General features: G+C 45.4%; 19 protein-coding genes. All 19 read left to right on the top strand.

The features are described from left to right. Positions 1–11: 11 nt before the first annotated feature. Positions 12–893 carry an ABC transporter permease gene (locus Q3C19_RS07110; RefSeq protein WP_022164334.1) on the top strand — a complete coding sequence of 294 codons (882 nt, stop codon included), beginning with the start codon at positions 12–14 and terminating at the stop codon, positions 891–893. A 118-nt stretch (positions 894–1,011) separates the two neighbouring features. Next, positions 1,012–1,272: a DUF3098 domain-containing protein gene (locus Q3C19_RS07105; RefSeq protein ID WP_022164335.1), complete on the top strand. Its 261-nt coding sequence runs from the start codon at positions 1,012–1,014 to the stop codon at positions 1,270–1,272. A 5-nt stretch (positions 1,273–1,277) separates the two neighbouring features. Then, positions 1,278–2,132, top strand: a complete 855-nt coding sequence (locus Q3C19_RS07100; protein ID WP_071148552.1) for an undecaprenyl-diphosphate phosphatase — start codon at positions 1,278–1,280, stop codon at positions 2,130–2,132. 6 nt (positions 2,133–2,138) lie between these two features. Then, positions 2,139–2,891 carry a tRNA pseudouridine(55) synthase TruB gene (truB, locus tag Q3C19_RS07095; RefSeq protein WP_022164337.1) on the top strand — a complete coding sequence of 251 codons (753 nt, stop codon included), beginning with the start codon at positions 2,139–2,141 and terminating at the stop codon, positions 2,889–2,891. A 23-nt stretch (positions 2,892–2,914) separates the two neighbouring features. Further along, positions 2,915–3,973 carry a tRNA preQ1(34) S-adenosylmethionine ribosyltransferase-isomerase QueA gene (gene queA, locus Q3C19_RS07090; protein WP_022164338.1) on the top strand — a complete coding sequence of 353 codons (1,059 nt, stop codon included), beginning with the start codon at positions 2,915–2,917 and terminating at the stop codon, positions 3,971–3,973. Between the two features lie 169 nt (positions 3,974–4,142). Continuing rightward, positions 4,143–4,607, top strand: coding sequence for a 2-amino-4-hydroxy-6-hydroxymethyldihydropteridine diphosphokinase (gene folK, locus Q3C19_RS07085; RefSeq protein WP_302728332.1), 465 nt, complete (start codon positions 4,143–4,145; stop codon positions 4,605–4,607). A 27-nt stretch (positions 4,608–4,634) separates the two neighbouring features. Then, positions 4,635–5,663: an endonuclease/exonuclease/phosphatase family protein gene (locus tag Q3C19_RS07080; RefSeq protein ID WP_302728210.1), complete on the top strand. Its 1,029-nt coding sequence runs from the start codon at positions 4,635–4,637 to the stop codon at positions 5,661–5,663. Between the two features lie 175 nt (positions 5,664–5,838). Then, positions 5,839–7,872, top strand: a complete 2,034-nt coding sequence (locus tag Q3C19_RS07075; protein WP_302728208.1) for a DUF3857 domain-containing protein — start codon at positions 5,839–5,841, stop codon at positions 7,870–7,872. 5 nt (positions 7,873–7,877) lie between these two features. After that, a complete protein-coding gene (locus Q3C19_RS07070; RefSeq protein WP_277121355.1) occupies positions 7,878–9,758 on the top strand; it encodes a DUF3857 domain-containing protein in 1,881 nt (626 codons plus the stop codon). Positions 9,759–10,024: 266 nt separating this feature from the next. Beyond that, complete coding sequence (gene metK, locus Q3C19_RS07065) at positions 10,025–11,317, top strand: methionine adenosyltransferase (RefSeq protein WP_302728205.1); 1,293 nt, start codon at positions 10,025–10,027, stop codon at positions 11,315–11,317. A 305-nt stretch (positions 11,318–11,622) separates the two neighbouring features. Next, a complete protein-coding gene (locus tag Q3C19_RS07060) occupies positions 11,623–12,132 on the top strand; it encodes an RNA polymerase sigma factor (protein ID WP_302728203.1) in 510 nt (169 codons plus the stop codon). An 80-nt stretch (positions 12,133–12,212) separates the two neighbouring features. Beyond that, positions 12,213–12,800, top strand: a complete 588-nt coding sequence (locus Q3C19_RS07055) for a TIGR00730 family Rossman fold protein (RefSeq protein WP_302728201.1) — start codon at positions 12,213–12,215, stop codon at positions 12,798–12,800. Then, entirely contained in the window at positions 12,797–13,525 is a 729-nt protein-coding gene (locus Q3C19_RS07050) for a DUF4271 domain-containing protein (RefSeq protein WP_022163360.1), read from the top strand. Before Q3C19_RS07055 ends, Q3C19_RS07050 begins: the two co-directional genes overlap by 4 nt. A 4-nt stretch (positions 13,526–13,529) precedes the next feature. Beyond that, on the top strand, positions 13,530–14,282 hold the full coding sequence (locus Q3C19_RS07045; RefSeq protein ID WP_022163359.1) for a uroporphyrinogen-III synthase: 753 nt from the start codon (positions 13,530–13,532) through the stop codon (positions 14,280–14,282). Positions 14,283–14,444: 162 nt separating this feature from the next. After that, complete coding sequence (gene rnpA, locus Q3C19_RS07040) at positions 14,445–14,822, top strand: ribonuclease P protein component (RefSeq protein ID WP_022163358.1); 378 nt, start codon at positions 14,445–14,447, stop codon at positions 14,820–14,822. Further along, positions 14,819–15,040 carry a membrane protein insertion efficiency factor YidD gene (gene yidD / locus Q3C19_RS07035; protein WP_083380841.1) on the top strand — a complete coding sequence of 74 codons (222 nt, stop codon included), beginning with the start codon at positions 14,819–14,821 and terminating at the stop codon, positions 15,038–15,040. The genes rnpA and yidD overlap by 4 nt, the downstream gene beginning before the upstream one ends. A 27-nt stretch (positions 15,041–15,067) precedes the next feature. Next, positions 15,068–15,712, top strand: coding sequence for a TatD family hydrolase (locus tag Q3C19_RS07030; RefSeq protein WP_277121358.1), 645 nt, complete (start codon positions 15,068–15,070; stop codon positions 15,710–15,712). A gap of 79 nt (positions 15,713–15,791) precedes the next feature. Then, positions 15,792–17,084, top strand: a complete 1,293-nt coding sequence (gene tyrS / locus Q3C19_RS07025) for a tyrosine--tRNA ligase (RefSeq protein ID WP_277121359.1) — start codon at positions 15,792–15,794, stop codon at positions 17,082–17,084. A 384-nt stretch (positions 17,085–17,468) separates the two neighbouring features. Next, positions 17,469–18,830, top strand: a complete 1,362-nt coding sequence (locus tag Q3C19_RS07020) for a glycoside hydrolase family 43 protein (protein WP_277121360.1) — start codon at positions 17,469–17,471, stop codon at positions 18,828–18,830. Positions 18,831–18,847 lie beyond the last annotated feature (17 nt).

Raw genomic sequence — 18,847 nt, 5'->3', positions numbered from 1 at the left:
GAAACAGGAGAATGGCAGGTAAATCTAAAAATAATTTGGTTTCGGGCTTCGACATGCAGTTTGTCACGTCGAGCATCAGCACGACGCTGGTCTTGCTGTTGCTGGGGCTGGTTGTGTTTTTCGTATTGGCTGCCCATAATCTTTCGGTATACGTGAAGGAAAACATCAGTTTTTCTATTCTTATCAGTGACGAGATGAAGGAAGCGGATATCCTGAAACTTCAGAAGCGCCTTGATAAAGAGGCATTTGTGAAGGAAACGGAATATATCTCGAAAAAGCAGGCACTTCGCGAACAGACTGAGGCAATGGGGACTGATCCTGAAGAATTTTTGGGTTATAATCCTTTTACAGCTTCTATTGAGATAAAACTGCATTCCGATTATGCCAATTCGGACAGCATTGCCAAGATAGAGAAACTGATAAAGAAGAACTCCAATATTCAGGAAGTTTTGTATCAGAAGGAGCTGATTGATGCCGTGAATGATAACATACGGAATATCAGTCTGTTGTTGCTCGGACTGGCAGCTATACTGGCTCTTATATCGTTTGCCCTTATCAACAATACCATCCGTCTGGCTATCTATTCCAAACGTTTTCTGATTCATACCATGAAGCTGGTAGGTGCCAGCTGGGGCTTTATCAGGCGTCCTTTCCTGCGGCGTAACTTCTGGATAGGTGTGCTGGCGGCATTTGTAGCAGATTGTATTCTGTGGGCGGCTGCTTACTGGCTGGTGTCGTACGAACCGGAACTGATCAGGGTGGTTACTCCCGATGTCATGATGCTGGTATCGGCTGCAGTATTGTTGTTTGGGGTGCTGATAACTTATTTGTGTGCCTTGTTGTCCATCAACAAATACCTGAGGATGAAGGCAGGCACGTTGTATCAGATATAGTTTGTGAATTTTTAAGTTTGTGAGTTTTTTAGTTGATGCAAAGCAATAACTCGCAAACTGATGAACTTACAAACTCATAAACTTACAAACTTAGAAACTTAATAATAAAATAAAAGAAATGGATAAACGGAAATTTGCTTTCGATAAAACTAATTTCATTTTGCTGGCTATCGGTATGCTGGTGGTGATTGTGGGTTTTATCCTGATGACCGGTCCTTCGTCTACACCGACGAACTTCGAACCGGACATTTTCAGTGTGAGACGGATTAAGGTAGCTCCAGTAGTGTGTCTGCTGGGCTTTGTGTTTATGATATATGCAGTGCTTCGCTCCCCCAAGGATAAGGGTGTGTCGCAGGAGAAAGATCATCTGACTGAATGAGCTATATGGGAGATTTGACTATATGGGAGGCAATCGTTATTGCCATTGTGGAAGGACTGACGGAATTCTTGCCTGTTTCTTCTACAGGACACATGATTATAACCCAGAATATGTTGGGAGTGGAAAGTACTGAGTTTGTCAAAGCTTTTACGGTAATTATACAATTTGGGGCTATCCTCTCGGTCGTGTGCCTGTATTGGAAGCGTTTTTTCCGTCTGAATCATACACCTGCTCCTCAAGGAGCATCATCTTTGCGTCGTTTGCTACATAAGTTCGATTTTTATTGGAAACTGCTTGTTGCCTTTATACCGGCTGCTTTACTGGGCTTTTTGTTCAGCGACAAAATAGATGCGTTGCTCGAAAGTGTGGTGGTGGTGGCCGTGATGCTTGTGATAGGTGGTATCTTCATGCTGTTTTGTGACCGTATTTTCTCCAAAGGAAGCGAGCAGACGGAGCTGACGGAAAAGCGTGCTTTCCTCATCGGTCTGTTTCAATGTATAGCTATGATACCCGGAGTTTCCCGTTCGATGGCTACGATTGTAGGTGGTATGGCTCAGAAACTTACACGCAAAGCTGCAGCAGAGTTTTCCTTCTTCCTGGCTGTCCCTACCATGTTTGCGGCTACGGCTTATAAGGTTTTGAAACTGTTTTTGGAAGGTGGAACAGAGATTGTTGTCAACAACCTGCCTGCCTTGCTTGTAGGCAACGTGGTTGCGTTTGTGGTGGCATTGCTGGCTATCAAGTTCTTTATTAGTTTTGTAACGAAATATGGATTCAAGGCTTTTGGTTGGTATCGCATTGTTGTAGGGGGAGGTATTTTGGTTATGTTGTTGTGCGGGTACTCACTGGAAGTGTTATAAGGAGCAATGATGGATTTTAAAGAAGGAGAAGTATTATATTTCAATAAGCCGTTGGGCTGGACTTCGTTCAAGGTAGTGGGTCATGCACGGTACCACATTTGCCGGAGGCTGGGTATAAAGAAGCTGAAGGTAGGCCATGCCGGAACGCTCGACCCTCTTGCTACGGGCGTGATGATTGTCTGTACGGGTAAAGCGACAAAACGCATCGAAGAGTTTCAATATCATACGAAAGAGTATATTGCTACCATCCGGTTGGGAGCTACGACTCCTTCTTATGACCTGGAACATGAGATTGATGCCACTTATCCTACCGAACACATTACGAAAGAACTGGTGGAGGAGACGCTGAAAAAGTTTGTAGGCGAAATACAACAGGTGCCGCCGGCCTTTTCGGCCTGTATGGTAAACGGTACACGGGCTTACGACCTTGCCCGCAAGGGGAAAGAAGTGGAACTGAAGCCCAAATTGCTGGTGATTGATGAAATAGAACTGTTGGAATGCAACCTGCCCGAAATAAAAGTACGGGTCGTGTGCAGCAAAGGAACATATATCCGTGCCTTGGCACGTGATATAGGAGAGGCTCTGAACAGCGGGGCGCACCTGACGGCATTGCAGCGTACCCGTGTGGGCGATGTGCGTATCGAAGACTGCCTGGATCCGCTGGATTTCAGACAGTGGATAGACCAGCAGGAGATTTCTTCATCAGACGAAGCGGTGCAGCAGGATGGAGCTCCGGCTGCGGAAAAGAATATTCAATAAACCTCATATAAAAAAGGAAAGATATGAAACTGTCGCAATTTAAATTCAAACTTCCCGAAGAGAAGATTGCTTTGCATCCGACAAAGTATAGAGACGAGTCGCGCCTGATGGTGCTTCACAAAAAGACGGGTAAAATTGAACATCGTATGTTCAAGGATATTCTGGACTATTTTGACGACAAGGATGTGTTTATCTTCAACGACACAAAGGTGTTTCCTGCCCGCCTGTATGGCAACAAGGAAAAGACCGGTGCACGTATCGAGGTGTTTCTGTTGCGCGAACTGAACGAAGAATTGCGTTTGTGGGACGTACTGGTCGATCCTGCCCGCAAAATCCGTATCGGTAATAAACTTTATTTTGGCGATGATGATTCGATGGTGGCCGAAGTGATTGACAACACCACTTCGCGTGGCCGTACGCTTCGTTTCCTTTACGACGGACCTCATGATGAGTTCAAGAAGGCATTGTATGCGTTGGGCGAGACACCGCTGCCACACAGCATCATCAACCGTCCGGTAGAGCCGGAAGACGCTGAACGGTTCCAGTCTATTTTTGCACGGAACGAGGGAGCCGTTACCGCCCCTACCGCTAATCTGCACTTCAGTCGCGAGCTGATGAAACGTATGGAAATCAAGGGTATCGATTTTGCCTTCATCACGCTTCATGCCGGTTTGGGCAACTTCCGTGATATAGACGTGGAAGACCTGACCAAGCACAAGACCGATTCCGAGCAGATGATTGTAAACGAAGAAGCCGTACGTATTGTGAACCATGCCAAGGACCTGAACAAGCAGGTATGTGCGGTGGGAACAACCGTGATGCGTGCCATTGAGAGTACGGTAAGTACGGACGGACACCTGAAGGAGTACGACGGATGGACCAACAAGTTCATCTTCCCGCCATACGACTTTACGGTGGCTACCTCTATGGTTTCCAACTTCCACATGCCGCTTTCTACACTGCTGATGATTGTGGCTGCTTTCGGAGGCTACGAGCAGGTGATGGAAGCTTACGATGTGGCATTGAAAGAAGATTATCGTTTCGGTACTTACGGCGATGCGATGCTGATAACCGACAGATAACTTTTAAATGAAGAATGAAGAACGAAGAATGAAGACTATACCTTTGTGTAGAAAATCAAAAAGGGGGGTGAGCGAAGCTGATGAAGAAGGATCAGACGTTTTCGGTGAAGGTCGGGATGAATCTATGTCCGGTGCTGCAGCCGAACCGCAAGCAAATTCTTCATTCTTCATTCCTCATTCTTCATTTACCTACTATCTGGGCTTGGGTACTAACTTAGGAGACAAACAACAGAATCTGCAACGGACAGTAGAACTGATAGGCGAACGGATAGGGGAGGTGGTTTCCTTGTCCTCCTTTTATGTGACAGCTCCGTGGGGATTCTCTTCGGAAAACAGTTTTCTGAATGCAGCGGTTTGTGTAAGGACCGGACTGCCTCCTTTGGAAGTATTGCAAGTGACCCAGAGATTGGAACAAGAGCTGGGGCGTACACACAAATCTGTGGATGGAGTATACTCCGACCGCCTGATAGACATCGACTTGCTGCTTTGCTTCGATGCTAACGGTACTCTTGTCCGTATACAGACTCCGCAACTGGTAATTCCTCATCCACTGATGCAGGAACGGGAGTTCGTGATGAATCCTTTGCGGGAGATTGCACCGGAAGTGGTGCGGCAATTACCTTTTTCTGAATGAATCTCTACCATTTTAATCTATATTTTTATGAAAAAACTTATTTGTATTTGCTTGCTTTTGGCGGCCTTTATAGGGGTAAAAGCGCAGGAGAACGATAAATTTACCGTATTGCAATGGAACATCTGGCAGGAAGGAACAAAAGTGAAGGGTGGCTATGATGCCATTGTGAACGAAATCGTTCGTCTGAAACCCGATTTTGTGACTTTCAGCGAAGTGCGGAATTATAATAATACGCGTTTCTGCGACCGTATTGTAGAGTCATTGCGCCAAAAGGGTGAAACGTATTATTCCTTTTACAGTTACGACTCCGGGCTGTTGAGCCGCCATCCGATAACCGATTCTCTTACGGTATTCCCCGAAAAAGACGATCATGGCAGTATCTATAAGATGACGAGTCGTGTGAAAGGGCACAAAATTGCCGTTTATACGGCGCATCTTGACTATCTGAGTGACGCATACTACAATGTCCGTGGTTATGACGGTTCTACCTGGAAGAAGATTCCTGTGCCGCAGACGGTTCTTGAAGTACTGCAACTGAACGATGCTTCGCAGCGCGACGATGCCATCCGTTGTTTTATTGCCGAGGCGCGTAAGGACATTGCCGAAGGCACCATTGTGATATTGGGAGGCGACTTCAACGAACCTTCGCATCTGGACTGGATACGCGAGACCAAGGACCTGTACGACCATAACGGGCTGATTGTCCCCTGGACGGTGCCTTTGCTGCTCGACAACGCAGGCTTTGTGGATACTTACCGTACGCTTTATCCGGATGTGTTGAAATATCCCGGCTTTACTTTCCCTATTGATAATCCGCTGGTACCCGTAGAACAGTTGACCTGGGCGCCGGAAGCTGACGAGCGCGACCGCATTGATTACGTCTTTTACTATCCTCATCCGGCTATCAGCCTGAAGGATGCCGTGATTTTCGGTCCGAAAGGAAGCATCGTCAACAGCAAACGTGTTCCGAATGAATCGGATGACAAATATCTGCTGCCGGAAGGTGTGTGGCCGACCGATCATAAAGGGGTGCTGGTGACGTTCGGCATCCGTTGACAGTTTTTTTGAAAAAAAGTATTTATTGTTTTTTATATAGTAGTTTTGTGTTATCTTTGTTGAAGAGAGCACAGATTTATTTTGATATTGGCAAGAGTCCGGAGGTAAATGGGCTTTTGTGGGCAGGAGATCTGATTTGATATTGTTGGAAGAATACTATTAAAAACAATAAATCATGAAAAACATTGGCTGTTTCGTTTTATGGATCGTATTGTTGGTGTTTGGGTATACTTCTTCAGTTTATGCCATTGAACCAAACTTGAAGTACGGCAAACCTTCGAAAGAAGAGTTGTCAATGGATGTGTACGAGAAAGATACTACGGCCTCGGCTGTTTGTTTGATTCGGGAAGGAAAGACTTACTTTACGTATAAGGATGGATTCACGCTGAGTACAGAGTATTGGGTACGCATCAAGATTCTGAAGCAGGAAGGTGTGAAATATGCGGATGTAATGATACCGTATTATGCACCTGATGAAAAGGGAAAAGAACAGGATGTGTTGCTGGATCTGGAAGGCTGTGCTTACAACCTGGAGAATGGAAAAGTTACGAAAAGCCGGTTGAAGAAAGACATTGTTTCGGATGAACGTATCAATCAGACGTATAAAGTACGGAAGTTTTCGCTGCCGAACGTACGGAAAGGTACGGTAATAGAGTATAGTTATAAAGTGAATTCGACGTATTTCTCGCAGATTGAAAACTGGGTGATGCAGGAAGAAATTCCTGTAGTACATAATAAGTATGAAGTGACGGTTCCGAGTGTCCTGGTCTATAATATAGAGTTTCGTGGAAAGAAGTATATTCATGTAGATCGTGAGGAAGCTTCGATAACGGCTACCTCTGTGCTGGAAAGTGGTCCCAGCAGGGTGGCACGCAACTTCGGGATTAAGGCTGAAAGATATATACTGAGTGCGTACGACTTACCAGCCTTGGCACAGGATGAACCTTATTGCTGGTGTCCGGAGGATTATCGGGTACAGGCAAGTTTCGACTTGCAGGGGACTAATTATCCGGATGAAGGCTATAAAGCGCTCAGCAAGAATTGGACAGATGTGGATAAACTGTTACTGAGTGATGAACATTTGGGATTCGGGCGTTGGTTAAGAATGCCCAATCCGTTTATTGATGAAACCAGAAGTGCGGTGGAAAAGCTGCAACAGGAAAAAGGAGATGCGTTGGATTTCGATACCAAGGTCAGAGCTGCTTTCAACTTGTTGAAGGAAAAGCTGGCCTGGAACGGGAAGTATGACCTTTACTGCGACAACATGGATAAAGTTGTCAAGAACAAAAGCGGTAATAATGCGGAGCTGAATTTTGTATTCATCAGTATTCTACGAGGATTTGGAATCAATGCTTATCCCGTTGTTATCAGCCGGCGTTCGATGGGTATGTTGCCGGTAAACTTTCCGACCTATCAGAAGCTTAATACATTTGTGGTGGCTGTTTATGATACTAAGAAGCAACGTTTTGTGTATCTGGACAGTTCGATGACGCTACCGCTATTTAATGTACTTCCTTGTGAATTGTTGGTAGAGAAAGGACGTCTGTTAGCTCCGAATGTACCCGAAGAAAAGCGTTGGGTAGACCTGATGCAGGTGGCGAAGAATCTGTTGACTATCCGAACAACAGCAGAGGTAGTTGAGGGAAGCATCAAAGGACACAGGCAGGTGACTATGCAGGGGCAATACGGACTGGAATATCGTTGGAAGAAACAGCGTGGTGAGGCTGTGCCGTGGCTGGACGATGGGCACGTAGTGCTTAGCAACGTCGAAGTCAGGGAGCCGGAAACACGCTTTGGAGCCTTATTGGAAGAAGCTGACTATGAAATGAAGTTGGAACAGGCTGGTGACATGCTGTACGTCAATCCGATGATTTTCCCACAACTGAGGGAGTCACCTTTTGTTCAGACCAAACGCGAGTTACCTGTCGAGTTTGACTATCCTTACCAGATAAGTCTGACGTGTGAACTGAAACTTCCTGAAGGCTATCAGGTGGAAGAAATGCCGCAGCCGGGTAGGGTTACGACTGAAGATAATAAGTTGCAGTTCACCTATTGGATCAGCCGAGAAGAGGGAACGGTCTATCTGAAATATGAATTTGCTGTCAAGGCCCATTTATTTCCGGCAGATTACTATTCGCAGTTGCAGGAAATGTGGGACAAGGCTGTGGAGAAGAATAATGCACTGATTGTTTTGAAGAAACAACAGTAAAGAGTATGAAACAGTATTGGACGGTTATATTGTGTGCTTTTTGCCTAAACTGGACCGGAATAACGGAAGCGTTGGCACAGAAGGTTCTTCATTCGATTGTGAAAGAGGCCCGAAAGGAAGTGGAATGTACTTCAATGTCCCAATATGTCGAGAACAATACGATGGAGGTTACCGTATTCGACCGCGAAGGAGAGGAGAATGCTACTTTCGTATGTTTTTGTGATAAGTTTATTTCGTTGGAGAACTTTTCTGGTGAGATTCTGGATGCACAAGGTAACCGGGTAAGGAAAATCAAGAAGTCGGATCTACAGAGGTCGGAGTATTCTTCGTCGCTCCTGACCGATGATTATCGCTATTATTATCTCAGTAAGTATCCTTCTTTTCCTTATACAATCAGATATGAATGGAAAGTGAAATGCCGTAACGGAGTGATCGGTTTCCCTCCTTTTATTCCGCAAATAGCTACCGGACAGCTGGTTGAGAAGGCTTCGTACACAATTTCTGTACCGGCAGGACAGTCGTGCAGGTATTATGCCAGAAACATAGAGGGAAAGGAAGTGACGATTCGTGAGAAAACCGATGAGGATGGGCGAAAGCAAATCGATGTTGTTGCGACTAATCTGCTTCCTGTATACAAGGAAAAGTTTGCTCCATCGTGGAACGAACTGTTGCCGATGGTTTATTTTGTTCCTTCTGATTTTGTGTACGACGGAGTGGCAGGAAACTTGGATACTTGGAAAGATTATGGAGTGTGGCAGCATAAACTGTTGCAAGGAAGGGATGTGTTGGATGAGGATTTTAAAATGCGTTTACACGAATTGGTTGCTGATTGCCGGACTGACCGTGAAAAGGTGAAAGTAATTTATGATTATCTGGCTGCGACGACCCGCTATGTTAGCATCCAGTTGGGGATTGGAGGTTTACAGCCGATAGCAGCGTCTGAGGTATGCCGATTGGGTTTTGGCGATTGTAAAGGATTGTCGAATTATATGCTTGCCATGCTGAAGGAACTGGGTATTTCTTCCACTTATGCAGTGGTGAGTACTGAAAATGAAAGACTGATTCCTGATTTTGCAACAGCTAGTCAAATGAATCATGTGATTTTGCAGGTATCTCTTCCTGGCGATACGTTGTGGTTGGAATGTACAGATGCGCATTTGCCTTTCGGGTACATACATAGCCAAATTGCTGGTCACGATGCTTTGCTGATAGAACCTTCGGGCGGGCGCTTGTGCCGGATTCCCGATTATCCAGATTCTTTGCATACGAAAGCTATTCGTGCTGATATACGGTTATACCCTACAGGCAAGGCTGATGTGCAGGTCGATGAAACCTCTTGTTTGGCGCGCTATGAGGAGAATATGTCCAATGTGCTGGCTACTCCCGACCGTCAGAAACAGATGATTCGTTCGAAGGTAAAGTTGTCGCAGGTGGAAGTGGAAGACTGGAATATCTCGGAACGGAAAGAAGCATTTCCTGTTGTCGACATCGGCTATAAAATACATGTGGAGAAATACGGTAGTCAGACTGGTAACCGATTGTTTGTACCTTTGAACGTATTTGGGGAAGTTCCAGGCTTTTCAGCAGAAGAAGAGCGGAACTATCCTATATATATAGGGCATGGTTATGTAGATACAGATAGTCTGCACATTTCTTTTCCTGAAGGATACGAGATTGAGGCTGTACCGGCATCTGTTTCGTTTGACAGTCCGTATGGCGAGTTTCGCTCGGAGATAAAAGTGAAAAAAGGAGAAATATATGTAGTTCAACGACTGGCAGTCAGGAAAGGAACTTATCCGGCGGGTACGTATCCTGATTTTGTCCGTTTTTGGAAGCAGGTAGCCGGACAGTATGATGGGAAGCTCGTTTTGCGGAAGATTTTGTGATGCGTGTTCATTATCAGGACAGGCAGGCATTTAATAGCTCCTTTATGAATGTTAATTCTTGATGCCCGTATCCGTGTTTCACGGAAAAGGCTTATCTTTGCAGCCGAATTTTAAATGTGGAAAGATTTGAGTAGCTTGCAACCACAGAAAAAAATGCTAAAACACATACTTTTCTGAACAGGCCGGTGCATTCCGGTACCTCTACTCACGCATTTCCCATCCATTAAACTTTTAGTTATTAATTATTCATTCTTAATTGTAAAAGTATGGGATACTTGTTTACATCCGAATCGGTGTCAGAAGGACACCCCGACAAAGTGGCCGATCAGATATCGGACGCTGTGCTTGACAAACTGTTGGCTTATGACCCCAGTTCGAAAGTAGCTTGCGAAACGCTGGTAACTACCGGACAGGTAGTGCTGGCCGGTGAAGTAAAAACAAAGGCTTATGTAGACCTCCAACTGATTGCTCGTGAAGTTATCAAGAAAATCGGTTATACGAAGGGCGAATACATGTTTGAAAGCAATTCGTGTGGTGTGCTGAGCGCTATCCATGAACAGAGCCCCGACATCAACCGCGGAGTAGAACGTCAGGACCCGATGGAACAGGGTGCAGGCGACCAGGGTATGATGTTCGGCTATGCGACCAACGAAACTGAGAATTACATGCCGCTTTCGCTTGACCTGGCACATCGCATTTTGCTGGTACTGGCCGAGATACGTCGCGAAGGCAAGCAGATGACCTATCTTCGTCCCGATGCCAAGAGCCAGGTGACCATTGAATACGATGACAACGGTACGCCGGTGCGTATCGATACCATTGTCGTTTCTACGCAGCACGATGACTTCATCCAGCCTGCCGATGATACAGAAGAAGCCCAGCTGAAGGCTGATGAAGAAATGCTGGCCATTATCCGTCACGATGTGATTAACATCCTGATGCCCCGTGTCATTGCTTCGATTCATGCCGAAAAGGTATTGGCGTTGTTCAATGACGACATCAAGTATCATGTGAATCCTACCGGAAAGTTTGTGATCGGTGGCCCTCACGGCGACACAGGTCTGACCGGACGCAAAATTATTGTGGATACTTACGGCGGTAAAGGCGCACATGGTGGTGGTGCTTTCTCGGGTAAGGACCCCTCGAAGGTAGACCGTTCGGCTGCCTATGCCGCACGTCATATCGCTAAGAACCTGGTGGCTGCCGGTGTGGCCGATGAAATGTTGGTTCAAGTGTCGTATGCCATTGGTGTAGCACGTCCTATCAACATCTATGTCAATACGTACGGACGCAGCCATGTGAACATGAGTGACGGCGAGATAGCCCGTAAGATTGACGAGCTGTTCGACCTTCGTCCGAAAGCAATTGAGGATCGCCTGAAGTTGCGTAATCCGATTTATCAGGAAACAGCTGCTTACGGACATATGGGTCGCGAGCCGCAAGTGATAACCAAGCACTTCAAGAGCCGTTACGAGGGCAATAAGGACATAACCGTAGAACTCTTTACTTGGGAGAAGCTGGATTATGTCGACAAGGTTAAAGCAACTTTCGGTCTGTAAGCCCCATGTTTCTGATTTAGACATCTGTTCTGTGTAGTCTGAGGGGTGTTTCGGCCTCCTCTGATTTACATCAATCCATTATTATCACGCAGATTTCGGTTGTTAGTTGCCGGAATCTGCGTGATTTTTTTGTCCTTTTACGTACATAGGCCACCTGAAAACAGACAAATAGGGGCCAATATCTGTCAATTGTTAGTTTTTCCCCCTTTTATTGCCAGCCTGTATCCTGCTTCGTGTTTCACCTTTCCATATGTTTGCATCGCTGGAAAGCACAAGAATTATTAATCACCTAATTAAAAGAATTTATGACCAACAACAGTACAAACTTTACAAAGGACCTTCTTAGTATACAGGATGACTTGCTGCGCTTCGCTTACAAGCTGACTGCCGACCGTGAGGACGCTAACGACCTTCTGCAGGAAACATCGCTCAAGGCATTGGACAATGAAGATAAATACATGCCCGAAACCAACTTTAAAGGCTGGGCATATACGATCATGCGCAATATCTTTATCAACAACTACCGGAAAATAGTCCGTGAACAGACATTTGTGGACCAGACGGATAATCTGTATCATCTGAATTCATCGACCGAACCTACTTATGAAAGTACCGACCAGGCTTATGACCTGAAGGAAATGCACCGTGTCGTAAACGCTTTGCCGAGCGAATATAAGGTGCCCTTTTCCATGCACGTGGCAGGATTCAAGTATCGCGAGATTGCCGAGAAACTTGGTTTACCTTTAGGCACTGTCAAAAGCCGTATCTTCTGTACCCGCCAGAAATTGCAGCAGGAACTGAAGGACTTCAGGTAAGTTTCAGGTTTATCTTTTGCCAATGGCGTTGAAAATCCATACCTTTGTCGCCGTGATAACAAGTAGTATGGCTAGTAACAATGAATAAGATAAACTCTGTATGTGTTTACTGTGCTTCGAGCACAAAGATTGATCCTGTTTATTTTGATGCGGCTCGCGAACTGGGCTCTTTGTTGGGAAAACAACACATCCGGCTTGTCAACGGAGCCGGAAACATGGGACTGATGGCCGCTGTGGCCGATGCCGTATTGGCCGAAGGAGGAGAAGTGACAGGCGTGATACCTCATTTCATGGTAGAACAAGGTTGGCATCATACGGGGCTGACGGAACTGATCGAAGTAGAAAACATGCACCAGCGCAAACAGAAAATGGCCGATTTGAGTGATGCCGTTATTGCTTTGCCCGGCGGATGTGGCACATTGGAGGAATTGTTGGAGGTCATTACATGGAAACAATTGGGTTTATACCTGAACCCAATTGTAATTCTGAATATTAAAGGTTACTATGATCATCTGCTTGAAATGTTGCAGAAATCGGTAGAAGAAAACTTTATGCGGGCGCAGCACAGCACAATCTGGCATGTGGCCCACACTTCGCAGGAAGCTATCGAACTGATATATAATACACCGTTGTGGGATGTATCTATCCGTAAGTTTGCCGCTATATGATGAACTTGTTGACGGTATGGCTGGTTGGGACGGAAGGGATTCCTATCCCGTATTCTCCACGTATGGATGATGCGGTTGCAGCTATTCTGCTGGGATGCTTTTTCCTGTCGGCTTATGTCCTCTCACGCAGCCGGAAGTTTTTGCTTCAGTTGGTGAAAGACTTCTTGCTGCATCGCGAGCGTACCAGTATTTTTGCTACATCGACGGCAGCAGATATGCGATATTTGCTGTTACTTATATTACAGACTTGTGTGCTGTCGGGTGTTTTCTTTTTCAATTATTTCAATGAGGTCAGGCCCGATCTGGTAACTTATGTTCCTCCTCTCTGGCTTCTGGCTATCTATATCGGCATTTGTTTGGCCTATTTGTTCCTGAAGTGGCTTGTTTACTCAAGTCTTGGTTGGATTTTTTTTGACGAAAGCCGTACTTCTCTTTGGCTTGAGTCCTATTCTACACTTCTTTATTACTTGGGGTTGGCGCTTTTTCCGCTTGTTCTTTTTATTGTCTATTTCGATTTAGATTTGCAAATTACGTTAATAATCGGGTTGTTTCTTTGGCTTTTTGCTAAAATATTGATGCTATATAAGTGGATAAAGCTTTTTTGTAATAATTTATATGGCTATGTCCTTTTAATTTTGTACTTTTGTGCCCTTGAAATTGTGCCCTGTATCATGTTGTACGAGGGTATGGTTAAGCTAAACGATTTTTTGATAATAAAATTTTAGGACGTTGAAAATTAAGAAAGTACTTGTGTCGCAGCCGAAACCGGCATCAGAGAAATCTCCTTACTACGACATAGCAGAGAAATACGGCGTAAAAATCGATTTTCGTCCGTTCATTAAGGTAGAAAGCCTTTCAGCGAAGGAATTCAGACAACAGAAAGTTTCTATTCTGGACCATACAGCTGTGGTATTTACTTCGCGTCATGCCATCGACCACTTTTTCCATTTGTGTACAGAGTTGCGTGTTACCATACCCGAAACGATGAAGTACTTTTGCGTGACGGAATCTATTGCATTGTACATCCAGAAATATGTGCAGTATCGTAAGCGTAAGATATTCTTTGGAAATACTGGTAAGTTTGATGATTTGCTGCCTGCTATCATTAAGCACAAGACCGAGAAATATCTGGTTCCGATGTCTGATGTGCACACCGATGAGATAAAGAATGCACTCGACAAAAACAAGATACAGCATACTGAAGCAATAATGTACCGTACGGTGAGCAATGACTTTACTCCCGATGAGGCATTCGATTATGATATGCTGGTATTCTTCAGCCCGGCAGGTGTTTCTTCACTGAAGAAGAATTTCCCCAACTTCGAGCAGAAAGATATAAAGATTGGTACTTTCGGTTCGACTACTGCCCAGGCTGTGCGCGATGCCGGACTTCGTTTGGATCTGGAAGCGCCGAGCGTACAAGCTCCTTCGATGACTGCTGCACTCGATATGTTCATTAAGGAGAATAACAAGGGAAAATAATAGGTTAAGCCCGATATCGAAATCGGAGAAGGTAAGGTCTGAAAAAACTGTGATGCTTTTGGAGGGGCAAATTTTAGACTTTACCTTCTCTGTTTTTCTGATGGTTTTAATGGATTTTCTTTTTTATCGGGTTGAATAAGAATTTTGTAAATCAGTTTTTCATTGGCTAATACATTACATAAATCGGAACGGCTGGACCGGAAAAAGGTCATAGAGAAGATGTTTGCGGGCGGTTCGCGTTCGTTTTCCGTCTTCCCGTTACGTGTGGTGTACCTGCCTGTCGAGGAACTGGATGTTCCGGTTTCCATACTCGTTAGCGTATCGAAACGTCGTTTCAAACGGGCTGTGAAGCGTAACCGGGTGAAACGTCAGATCCGTGAGGCCTATCGGTTGAACAAACACTTGCTGTCCGATGCATTATCTGGCAGTCAGACCCGTTTGGCGGTTGCGTTTATCTATTTGTCGGACGAGCTGGTTCCGTCTTCGGTCATCGAAGAACGTATGAAGATTGCCTTGTCGCGTATAGCCGAGAAGTTATGAAAAGGCTTCTGTCTTGGTTATTGTTACTTCCTATTTATTTTTATCAGCGGTGCATATCGCCTATGCTGTCTCCTTCGTGCCGTTTTACTCCTACCTGTTCGCAATATGCAGTAGAGGCTATCAAGAAGCATGGCCCTTTTAAGGGATTGTATCTGGCTATACGGCGTATTTTGCGTTGCCATCCCTGGGGAGGATCAGGCTATGATCCTGTGCCTTAGGAGGAGGGATGTCTTTTCAGTTCTGCCATGATACTTCCTATAGACATACATACCCATAAACTTCCGGCTGAAGCGGGACAGGCCATTGTCAGTTGTCAGCCTCATATGTTTGCGCCATTGCAGGATGAGTGGTATTCCGTGGGCGTTCATCCTTGGTATGCAGACGAATGTGAGTGGCAGGCTGATTCTTTCTGTTGCAGTTTTGAGGAGATGGCATCTCACCCGCGTGTTTTGGCTGTGGGTGAGGCCGGTATCGACCATTTGTCTCGCGTATCACTCGACTGCCAGACGGATATTTTCCGTTATCAGGCTGGTGTGGCCGAAGCAGTATGCAAACCGCTGGTCATTCATGCAGTGAAGGCACAGGCCGAACTGATACAGCTGAAGCGCGAGCTGAAGCCTCGTGTGCCTTGGATTATTCATGGCTTCCGTGGGAAGGTACAGCTGGCCCAGGATTTGGTTCGCCACGGTCTGTACCTTTCGTTCGGTGCCAGGTACCAGGCAGAAACCTTGAGGCAGATACCTCTTGACCGATTGTTTTTGGAGACGGACGAAAGCGAAGTTTCCATTGCCAGCCTGTACGAAGAGGCTGCTCGCCTGCGAGGCCTGTCCTGTAGCGAACTTCGAGAAGCTGTTTCTTGTAATATACATCGTGTCTTTTTTGGACATTAAGTTTTGTTACTTCGAAGAAAGGTCGTACTTTTGCGAAAAGTATAACTATAAATCAAATCATTAAACAATCAATCATTCGATGAATTTTGTAGAAGAATTAAGATGGCGTGGCATGCTCCACACAATGATGCCGGGTACGGAAGAGTTATTATCTAAAGAAATGGTTACGGCTTATTTGGGCATCGACCCTACAGCCGATTCTCTGCACATCGGACACTTGTGCGGTGTGATGATACTGCGTCATTTCCAGCGTTGTGGACACAAGCCGCTGGCACTGATTGGAGGTGCTACGGGAATGATTGGCGATCCCTCGGGTAAATCGCAGGAACGTAATCTGCTCGATGAGGAGACATTGCGTCATAATCAGGAATGTATCAAAAAGCAGCTTTCCAAGTTTTTGGATTTTGATTCTGATGCTCCCAATCATGCCGAATTGGTGAACAATTATGACTGGATGAAGGACTTTACATTCCTTGACTTTGCCCGTGAAGTAGGAAAACACATTACTGTGAACTATATGATGGCAAAGGAGTCGGTACAGAAACGACTGAATGGTGAGGCACGTGACGGACTTTCGTTTACGGAATTCACTTACCAGCTGTTGCAAGGTTACGACTTTCTGCACTTGTACGAAACCAAGAACTGCAAGCTTCAGATGGGTGGAAGTGATCAGTGGGGAAACATTACAACCGGTGCCGAACTGATACGTCGTACGAATGGTGGTGAAGTGTATGCTTTGACCTGTCCTTTGATTACAAAAGCCGACGGCGGTAAGTTTGGTAAAACTGAAAGTGGTAATATCTGGCTTGATCCTCGTTATACTTCTCCCTATAAGTTCTATCAGTTCTGGCTGAATGTCAGCGATGTGGATGCTGAGAAATATATTAAGATCTTCACTTCGATAGGTAAAGAGGAAATAGAAGCTCTTATTGCCGAGCATCAGCAAGCTCCGCATTTGCGTGCTTTGCAGAAGCGTCTGGCTAAGGAAGTGACAATCATGGTACACTCTGAAGAAGACTACAATGCAGCAGTTGAAGCTTCGAATATCCTGTTCGGCGGTGGTACGTCGGAGGCTTTGAAGAAACTGGACGAGCAGACGCTTCTTTCTGTATTCGAAGGTGTTCCTCAGTTTGAGGTATCCCGCGATGCTTTGGCTGCCGGCGTGAAAGCTGTTGATTTGTTTGTTGAGAATGCTGCAGTATTCTCTTCGAAGGGTGAGATGCGTAAGCTGGTACAAGGTGGTGGCGTTTCGCTGAATAAGGAGAAACTGACTGCTTTTGACCAGGTAATTACTACTGCTGATCTGTTGGATGATAAGTATCTGTTGGTTCAACGTGGTAAGAAGAACTATTACCTGATTATTGCAAAGTAAACCTATAAGATCCTTTATAGAAAAGATGAACCGCCATTGAGGAATCTGTCCTCAATGGCGGTTTTTTATGTTTTTACAGGTTGCTAATGGATATTATATATGGTGGGAACAGGTTGGGTTATTCGTCTTAATCAAGGGATATAATATGGCTGAGATACAATTTTCATGGTGCAAGTTTATTTTTTAGTGTTTTTTTGCCACTAATATCATAAATCTGTGTAACTTTAGCCACAGAAACACGGCGATAAACGCTTAAATGCAACCTTTAATATTAGTAATAATCATTCTTTTTAAAGTTATTTATTCAATCAATAATTGTTTCCCTTATTTCTGAATCATCTTAGAGAGAATCCATATGTTAAACTTTATATTATCCATTAAGCTATGATGAAAAAAGGATTTTTATTTTTATCCATCGGACTGCTGGCTGCGTCAACTTATGCCCAGAATCCGATTGTGCAAACACACTACACGGCCGACCCTGCACCAATGGCATACGACGGTACGTTATATCTTTATACCAGCCATGACGAAGATGCTTCCACATGGTTTGTGATGAATGACTGGAAACTGTACACTACCACCGACATGGTGAACTGGACCGATCACGGAGCAGTACTTTCGTACAAGACTTTCAGTTGGGCGAAGGGTGATGCCTGGGCCATGCAATGCGTGGAGCGTGACGGAAAGTTCTATGCTTATGTACCTGTCACGATGAACAAAGGAGGAGGTGCCATCGGTGTGGCTGTGGCAGACAGTCCGTACGGACCTTTCTACGATGCGTTGGGCAAACCGTTGGTAAGCAGCGGAAAGGGAGACATTGACCCTACGGTCATGATTGATGATGACGGGCAGGCTTATCTGTATTGGGGTAATCCTTTCTGTTACTATGTGAAACTGAATGAGGACATGATTTCGTATTCGGGCGACATTGTCCGGGTGCCGATGACCGAAGAGTCTTTCGGCAAGCGGGAAGGAAACGTGGCCGAACGCCCGACACTGTACGAAGAAGGTCCCTGGTTGTACAAACACAATGATTGGTATTATCTGCTTTGGGCAGGAGGCCCCATTCCCGAGCACTTGGGATATTCGATGAGTAAGAGTCCTGTTGGCCCCTGGAAGTATGGTGGTACGCTGATGCCTACCGAGGGTGGCAGTTTTACCAACCATCCGGGTATTGTTGATTATAAAGGTTCTACCTATCTGTTCTATCACAACGGTGCACTGCCGGGCGGTGGGGGGTTTACCCGTTCCGTTTGTGTGCAGAAAGCAGAATTCAACAAAGACGGGTCATTTGTACCCATGAAGATGACGGCGGGTATAGAGAAGGAACTGGAAAACTTGAATCCCTATCGGAAGACTGAGGCTGAGACCATGGCTTTCTCGGAAGGCATGAAGGCTGGCCAGAATAAAGAAGTAGGCGTATTTGTCAATGCCATGAACGATGGAGCGTATATTAAGGTGAAAGGCGTTGATTTCCGTAAAGAGGGAGCATCGAAGTTTATGGCCCGCGTAGGAACAACTCACAATGGAGGCGTAACGATGGAAGTTCGTTTGGATAGTCCGCAGGGTGACTTGCTGACTACCGTAAAAGTTCCCATGACGGGAGGCGATAACCGTTGGGCACTGGTGTCTTCGGACGTGGCCAAGGTGAGTGGTGTACACGACCTTTATTTTGTTTGTAAAGGTAAGAAGCCCGGTCGTCTGATGTATTTCGACTACTGGATGTTTCAAGCACAGAAATAATTTACCGATACATGACC

The sequence above is a fragment of the Bacteroides sp. ET489 genome, assembly GCF_030518095.1.
GTDB lineage: Bacteria > Bacteroidota > Bacteroidia > Bacteroidales > Bacteroidaceae > Bacteroides > Bacteroides ndongoniae.
Note: the sequence above shows the minus strand (reverse complement) of the source record. Positions and strands in the feature narration are given on the sequence as shown.

Bases quoted from the DNA above. Each gene is read 5' to 3' on its own strand.
- Q3C19_RS07110 (WP_022164334.1), top strand. From the start codon at position 12: ATGGCAGGTAAATCTAAAAATAATTTGGTTTCGGGCTTCGACATGCAG.
- Q3C19_RS07105 (WP_022164335.1), top strand. From the start codon at position 1,012: ATGGATAAACGGAAATTTGCTTTCGATAAAACTAATTTCATTTTGCTG.
- Q3C19_RS07100 (WP_071148552.1), top strand. From the start codon at position 1,278: ATGGGAGATTTGACTATATGGGAGGCAATCGTTATTGCCATTGTGGAA.
- truB (WP_022164337.1), top strand. From the start codon at position 2,139: ATGATGGATTTTAAAGAAGGAGAAGTATTATATTTCAATAAGCCGTTG.
- queA (WP_022164338.1), top strand. From the start codon at position 2,915: ATGAAACTGTCGCAATTTAAATTCAAACTTCCCGAAGAGAAGATTGCT.
- Q3C19_RS07080 (WP_302728210.1), top strand. From the start codon at position 4,635: ATGAAAAAACTTATTTGTATTTGCTTGCTTTTGGCGGCCTTTATAGGG.
- Q3C19_RS07075 (WP_302728208.1), top strand. From the start codon at position 5,839: ATGAAAAACATTGGCTGTTTCGTTTTATGGATCGTATTGTTGGTGTTT.
- Q3C19_RS07070 (WP_277121355.1), top strand. From the start codon at position 7,878: ATGAAACAGTATTGGACGGTTATATTGTGTGCTTTTTGCCTAAACTGG.
- metK (WP_302728205.1), top strand. From the start codon at position 10,025: ATGGGATACTTGTTTACATCCGAATCGGTGTCAGAAGGACACCCCGAC.
- Q3C19_RS07060 (WP_302728203.1), top strand. From the start codon at position 11,623: ATGACCAACAACAGTACAAACTTTACAAAGGACCTTCTTAGTATACAG.
- Q3C19_RS07055 (WP_302728201.1), top strand. From the start codon at position 12,213: ATGAATAAGATAAACTCTGTATGTGTTTACTGTGCTTCGAGCACAAAG.
- Q3C19_RS07050 (WP_022163360.1), top strand. From the start codon at position 12,797: ATGATGAACTTGTTGACGGTATGGCTGGTTGGGACGGAAGGGATTCCT.
- yidD (WP_083380841.1), top strand. From the start codon at position 14,819: ATGAAAAGGCTTCTGTCTTGGTTATTGTTACTTCCTATTTATTTTTAT.
- Q3C19_RS07030 (WP_277121358.1), top strand. From the start codon at position 15,068: ATGATACTTCCTATAGACATACATACCCATAAACTTCCGGCTGAAGCG.
- tyrS (WP_277121359.1), top strand. From the start codon at position 15,792: ATGAATTTTGTAGAAGAATTAAGATGGCGTGGCATGCTCCACACAATG.
- Q3C19_RS07020 (WP_277121360.1), top strand. From the start codon at position 17,469: ATGATGAAAAAAGGATTTTTATTTTTATCCATCGGACTGCTGGCTGCG.